The sequence below is a fragment of the Prosthecobacter sp. genome (assembly GCF_044373815.1).
In the GTDB taxonomy this organism is placed as follows: domain Bacteria; phylum Verrucomicrobiota; class Verrucomicrobiia; order Verrucomicrobiales; family Verrucomicrobiaceae; genus Prosthecobacter.
The window spans coordinates 1-6,280 of record NZ_JBIPNG010000392.1 but is presented as its reverse complement, the minus strand read 5'-3'; the positions used below and the strand labels follow the sequence as shown (position 1 = coordinate 6,280).

At 54.0% G+C, this 6,280-nt stretch carries 4 protein-coding genes; 3 read left to right on the top strand and 1 reads right to left on the bottom strand.

From position 1 onward, the window contains the following. The first annotated feature begins 311 nt into the window (after positions 1-311). From ACIREA_RS24065 to ACIREA_RS24055, 3 genes are all read left to right on the top strand, one after another. Positions 312-941: a hypothetical protein gene (locus ACIREA_RS24065; protein ID WP_397384882.1), complete on the top strand. Its 630-nt coding sequence runs from the start codon at positions 312-314 to the stop codon at positions 939-941. Positions 942-1,109: 168 nt separating this feature from the next. After that, positions 1,110-1,682 carry a hypothetical protein gene (locus ACIREA_RS24060; RefSeq protein WP_397384881.1) on the top strand — a complete coding sequence of 191 codons (573 nt, stop codon included), beginning with the start codon at positions 1,110-1,112 and terminating at the stop codon, positions 1,680-1,682. A 2,239-nt stretch (positions 1,683-3,921) separates the two neighbouring features. Continuing rightward, positions 3,922-4,935: a helix-turn-helix domain-containing protein gene (locus ACIREA_RS24055; protein ID WP_397384880.1), complete on the top strand. Its 1,014-nt coding sequence runs from the start codon at positions 3,922-3,924 to the stop codon at positions 4,933-4,935. 244 nt (positions 4,936-5,179) lie between these two features. Here ACIREA_RS24055 and ACIREA_RS24050 read toward each other — a convergent pair whose 3' ends face one another. After that, positions 5,180-6,118: a hypothetical protein gene (locus tag ACIREA_RS24050; RefSeq protein ID WP_397384879.1), complete on the bottom strand. Its 939-nt coding sequence runs from the start codon at positions 6,116-6,118 to the stop codon at positions 5,180-5,182. Between the last annotated feature and the right edge of the window lie 162 nt (positions 6,119-6,280).

The following is a 6,280-nucleotide window of genomic DNA, read 5'->3' as shown; positions in this document are numbered from 1 at the left end:
ACGCCTTCCTCTGGTTGGTTTCCTTTGTGGAACGTTTTCTTCGCCGCCCAGCCTTGTCTGTAAAACAAGCTGTCCAGTAAGGGGAGTTGGGGTGCTTCCAAACCGATGCCATGACTTCAATAAAGTAAGAACGAGAGTAAGAACATCGTTTGCAATTTGGGCATGTCCAACGAAATACACGAATCGCTCAATCCATTGTAAATCAATGGTTTCAGACTTCCCTGAATTTCCTCAAACAACCCTTGGCGATGCGCGGGTTCAATTCCCGCCCTCGCCTCCACTTTCACTCAGTAAAAGTTCAGTTCGCATAGATGGGCTTCTTCTCTGCTATCTCACGTTGGTTCACCAAGCCCGCAAAGCCTGCCCCAGTCGTCTGTCAGATCAGTGCGACAGCCGAGTTCAATCACAAAATCGGCCCTCTCCAGCGTGCAGACGTTTACGAAGAACCCCTGACAGACTTCTTGGAAAAACTGGGCGCTGGCGAGGTTGATGGCGGAGGCACCATGCAGGAGCAGAATGGAGAGATTGCATGGTGTGATGTTCACATGTTCCTCCAGCCATCCGGGAACCTCATTCCCTCCATCATCCACTTCCTGGAGCGGCGCGGCGCGCCAAAGGGCTCGAAATTCAAATATGATTCAGCAGATGAGATCGAGCAGGAGATTCCTTTTGGCCTGCGCGAAGGCTTCGGTGTTTACCTCGATGGCGTCAATCTTCCCGATGAAGTCTATCGCGACTGCGACATCAACTTTGTTTTCGAGGAGCTCAACAGATTGTTGGCCGGGCATGGCTCTGTCGAGTCCCATTGGCAGGGCCCCACCGAAACCGCCCTCTATGTGTATGGAGACTCCAACGCCATCATGAAGCCTCTCATCGCTGGTTTCTTAGAATCCTACCCCCTCTGCCGCGGAGCCCGAGTCGTGGATCTGACACCGGCATGAACATGCACGCCCATACACGGGCTTGAGTGCAAGCCCAGGTAAGCAAAGGGGCAATGCACGGGTCTGCAAAAACCGATAGGCGCCAATTCCATTCCCGCCCCTCCTTCCACACTTTCAAACCCCCGGAGTTGCATCCAGAACCTCACCGTGCTCCCTGTATGATCTGTTATGAGCAATGCCTACACAGTGCTTTGGAACAGCGACCGCATCAAGATCGCCAGAAAGCACGGCCTCATCGGCAGGAGCATCGACTTCCTCTTTGGCGGCCCTCACACCACCCAGCCAAGTTTCATCAAAGCGGGCGTGAAGGCGGGAGAAATCGTCTATCCCGTCTCGGTTCGCGAGGGTGCCATTCACATTCTTTCGCAGATACGGGTAAGGGCGATTGTGACGGTGGATGACTTCATCGCTGAGCATCCCGATCTCTATCCTCCCGAGGAGCGTCATGGGCGGCGGGCTTTCGAGATCCTCGACCGCGGGGTCGAGCTCCACCCCTGGCTGCGCGCCTTAAACTGGACCGGGTCAGATCATGTCCTGCTGGCAGAGAGATCCACCCCGTTCAGTCTCGACACCGTCCTTCCGCCCGAAATGCTGACGCGGCTGACCTTCCGTTTCAACAAGGCCGACTGGCCCGTCAGTGGCGTCGCTGAAAGCCGCCTCACCACCACCGTCGGCCTTCAGGGCATCCATCGGTTGTCATTCTCTTCTGCATGGGAGTTTGCCAGTCTCTTCCCGGCATGAGTTGCACACCCAGCACAGCCACCATTGAGGATTGCATAATAGACTGACTTCTTTGTCTTGAAGGCCAACGGCCTTCCGTATTTCAGCCCAGGGGTGCCGCGTGTCCTCCGAAGCTCGTAGAGCGAAGGAGGAAGCTTTAGCGAGTGCTCACCTGGGTGCTGGCAGCCAATCCAGGAAGCAAACCCAACGCCCCTCCACACGACGCCGGGTACCAGCAGCGTCTGCTCCGCCATTGCGCCGCAGGCCGCTGTGTTCTGCGTCCCGCTCTCAGGCATTCCAGCGCGCTGGCAGGCTGCGTTCCCACACACTTCAGCAGGGCCTTAACTTGGTCGGTGACTTAATCTGTGGCCGGTGGCCGGTGCTTCAGAAGCTCAGGCGGCGCGACCGCAGAGTGAGAGAATCAAGGATTGTGCGGGCGGCAATCTTGCACCGCCTACCTGTCACACAATGACCTACATATCCCAAAAAGAACGATGAAGTTGACACGCACATAATTTGTGTGCATATGGTGTGTCTGTTCTCGTTGCTGCCTGTCATCTGTAGGACTGAATACACACTATTGGCCCCCCTAGGGGGCACAGGCCCAAGACACCGACATATTCACCCGAGACTACTCCAACTCGGTGAAGAGATACGTGCCTTGTGTTTTTACTATAGGCTTGTTTATAGGAATGCTTAAAACTTATACCCAAAATTGAATGAAACAAAACCACTCAACCCACCTCCATCACGCTCTGCCGGAGTCAGAGCAGGCTGGAGCAATTACGCCGACGACCACATGATCGCTCGCTGCCGAAGTTGCTTCCGCTGCCAGTTCTTTGTCGTCCAACCGGCGACATCCACTGGCCGCTATGCAACCAATACCCCCACCTGATTCTCACGAGCATTCCTCCATCCCCGATTCAAACCGTCTTGAGAAACGGTTCCAAGGAAAGTGGGTGGACATTAATGAAGTTGCTACCGATCCTAACACGCCTCCTTGGGCGCGAGTGATTATCGTGGCATTCTGGACGTTAGGAATAACCTTTGTCGGCTTAGCTTGGGCTGGCTCTCGTTGGTTCGTTTTTGTCACTCTCGCAGTCTGTTTTTTAGTCGCCTGCATCCTCGCTTACTTTGCAAGACAACCTTCAAAAACCCAAAGTCCGCCTAAACCTCGACCTCAGTCCAAAGGTAAAGGAACAGTTATCCGAACTCCAGACACGCACTGATGCGGCTTCGTTGGTCGAGGTCATACGTCGCGCTCTTGCTGTGTACGACATGCTCCTCGATCACGAGGCCGCAAAGGGTAAAATAATTCTCGAAAACCCTGATGGCACTCGTGAACGTGTGCGCCTGATTTAGGTTCTCCACGTGATGCCAAAAAACCGCGTCTAACCCATGGCGACCGAAATTGAATACGATAAGGACTTTGGAGAACTGCTCGAGGCCACCACAAACTTGCTACATTGGTCACAGACAATCAAACAGCGCAGTATTTCTCAGGCGGTTGTTCTCTTCTCGACGCTACTACTCGAGGCGGCGGCCAACTGTTGCCTAATGTCGTTGAAGTTGCCCTCTTCGTTCTACAACGATTTGGACAAGCTCCCCACAATGTCGAAGTTTGACTTCTACTTGTTCACCAGAAGCGGTGGGAAACGGGCCATTGATCGGGGAGCTAAATATGCACAAGAGGCAGCGGACTTGAAAGTGCTTCGAGATTGCACAGTTCACCCGAAGCGGTCACGGGTTGTATGGACTGACATCACCGACACCGAGCGCCAGGGAGAGAAGGACGTGACAGCCAGATTGAAGATTTGCCGAGCAATGGATGGGTGGACTGTGCAGGATGCCCTGACTTGTTTCAGAGTCGCTAATACTTTTCTAGAACACTTCCTTTTGGTCGATTGTAAACTTACCCAGCGAGAGTCGAAGATTATTTTGCTTGCCCCTATTGATGAATTAGAACCGGTGACAGAGATAAGCTGGCACCCTGACTCTGACTCACTCGAGTATGCAGCTAGGACTTGGAAGATTCCGCTGCGATACGTGGGAATACGCCCACGAAAAGCATGTGACCGAGCATTGAGGGAAGCAGGCAACAGCTCGAATGGCATTAGTCGGGTCATCGGCGCCTCCCGCTCGCCTTCGCCCGATCCGAGGTAGTAATTGAGCTGACGCGAAAATAAGGTGCCAGAATATGGCGGATGAGGAACAAGTTGGCGATTTGTTGCATCGCCCTATCAAATCGTAATCTTAAAACATGGAAGCCACATTTGCCGCCAAAGAGTTCTTTCAGCAGATAATCAACTGCCCAGAAGGGAGTTTTAACTTCTTGGAACGCCTGGCTGACCCGGCCTTAAAAACCGAGGAAAATGAATGGATGGACTTCAAAGGTGCAGCGGAGATTACAGCCCATTACCACCCAGGCGTCCCGTCTCACAAACCGGTGGAGAAGGAAAATGAAAAAAACATCCTCTCCATTTGGAGTGAAAACTTGGGGGCATTCTCCAACTCTGGCGGCGGGCTATTAATCTGGGGAATCAATGCCAAAAACAAGTTCGCAACTGGAACTTCTTTAGTGAAGGACGCCAACCGCCTGCGTGACCGCCTGCAAGAAACAGCTCTGGCTGTTGTCGATCCTCCCGTTCAGAATGTTATTGTTGAGGCAATACAACAGCCCAATTCTGTTGAAGGTTTTGTAGTATGCCTTATTCCACCTAGCAAGTTTGCACCCCATCGCTCCAAAAAAGCTGAGCGAGAATATTACATCCGAAGCCAAGACAGTAACGTCAATTGCCAAGCGGCGGTTTTAAGACGCCTTTTTTACCCTCTGTGCTCTCCTCTTCTTGTTCCCAGGTTGGAGCTATGGGTGGCTAATGATAAAAAGACGAACCGCCTTCAAGTTCGGGGAAACGTTCACATTACAAACAAAGGAAATTCGACAGCTACAGAGGTTTTTGTAAAGGTGAAGGCCCCTTTTAATATGGGGCTAAATATAACGAACTGGGCTGAGAACCTGGGGCGTGATAAAGAATACTTCGCCTTGAGACCAATTCACCCAGGCCTCGAAGTGGATTTTTTGGTCGATACTGTTGTGTCCGATGAGATCCAACCCTGGCCTCAAGAACATGAATCTATAACTGCTGAGATTGCGATCTATGCGAGGGACGCCGATCCTATAACGTGGAACTTTTTCGCAACCCATACGCAAGTTAAGGATGCCGAGCGTTTTCATGGTAACAAACTGACCATTCAAGCATCGCAAGCTTCTTGAATGTGCTTGTGCCGCTGGAGCGAGATCGGCAAGGGCACGGCGTCAGGCACAGCTCAGTCAGGACACTCAGCCTCCCAGTCTCCGCTACCTCCCTCTTCCATCCTCTCCTCAGCGTCTTCCCTTTCTCCCCACCGCAGCTCCGCCTCCTGGCAGGGTCCCAGGCAACATACCAGGCATTCAGTCCACTCGTGTCATGATGGATCAAATGCATCAGCGGCTCACCAACACACACCGGAATCCCCGCTCAATACCCATGCGCAAACTGGATGTCGAGCGTCTGCATGTAGGTGTGCAGACCCGCATCTTGCACCGGCAGGACGATGGCGTCCTCGTCGCTTTCGTTGTGATGGGAATGCCACCAGCCGGGGGGCGTCACAAAGGCTCCACCGGCCACCCAGTTGGCGCGGACCGGGTCAATGATGTTGCCATCGGCATCCAGATCGCGGCCGATCAGGGTGTAAACGCCTTCCGTGGCCTTCACCGCGAAATCGAGGGCGATGGAGTTGTGCCGGTGGGCCTTCTGTTTGCTCTTCGCAGGCAGCAGATTGTAGAGCGACCACATCGTGTGCGTGAGCGTCTTCGTCTGCGGGCAGTCAGGATTCGCCAGCAGGATGCCGTTGCGGTTCTTGTCCTTGCCCTCGTTTTCCTTTCGCACCTTTTCCAGCTCGCTCGTGAGTAGCTCACGGGAGAAATAGAGCGGCCGGAACCTCGGGCTGGTGGGCTTGGCACCGAGGAAATCCATCAGCGGCTGGTCGTTCACCCAATAGAAGGCGCTGTCCTCACTCGCGCTGTGCCGGATCTCGCCGGTGACTGGCAGCGCAAAGAAATCGCCCGTTTTCCAGCTCAGCTTCTTGCCATCGATCACGCTGAAACCCGCGCCGCGAATGACATAAAAGACCTGACTGCTCGCATGGCAGGAAGTGGGCAGCTCCTTACCTGCGGCGATGTGGACGAAATGGGCCAGAAGATTCGGCCCGGTGGCAGGGTGGCTGGTTTCGAGCTTCTGGGACAGCTCCAGCGGAATGATTTTGCTCTCGGCGACGTGATGCATCGAGGGCGGAAACACATCAATGCCGATCTTGGGCATGCGTGGATTCGCCGCGCTGCCATACTCGAAGAACAAGCCGTGCTTTTCCCATTCTTGGTTGCAGGTCGGGGCGGAGTCTGAGGGGGTGTCAGTCATGGAGTGGGATGAGTGTCCGGCGAAGAATAGGCATCATTGAAGCTGCAAGGGAAGCAATTTTGTCGGTCCAGGCTCGTGCCCGGTGCCATCCACTCACGCGCGAAAGCCTTTCTCGGCCCCGGCACGTTTGCCGCTGTCTTTGAGTGTCCGTGTCAACCACTG

Excerpts from the sequence above, each read along its gene's own strand:
- ACIREA_RS24065 (WP_397384882.1), top strand. The coding sequence starts at position 312 with ATGGGCTTCTTCTCTGCTATCTCACGTTGGTTCACCAAGCCCGCAAAG.
- ACIREA_RS24060 (WP_397384881.1), top strand. The coding sequence starts at position 1,110 with ATGAGCAATGCCTACACAGTGCTTTGGAACAGCGACCGCATCAAGATC.
- ACIREA_RS24055 (WP_397384880.1), top strand. The coding sequence starts at position 3,922 with ATGGAAGCCACATTTGCCGCCAAAGAGTTCTTTCAGCAGATAATCAAC.
- ACIREA_RS24050 (WP_397384879.1), bottom strand. The coding sequence starts at position 6,118 with ATGACTGACACCCCCTCAGACTCCGCCCCGACCTGCAACCAAGAATGG.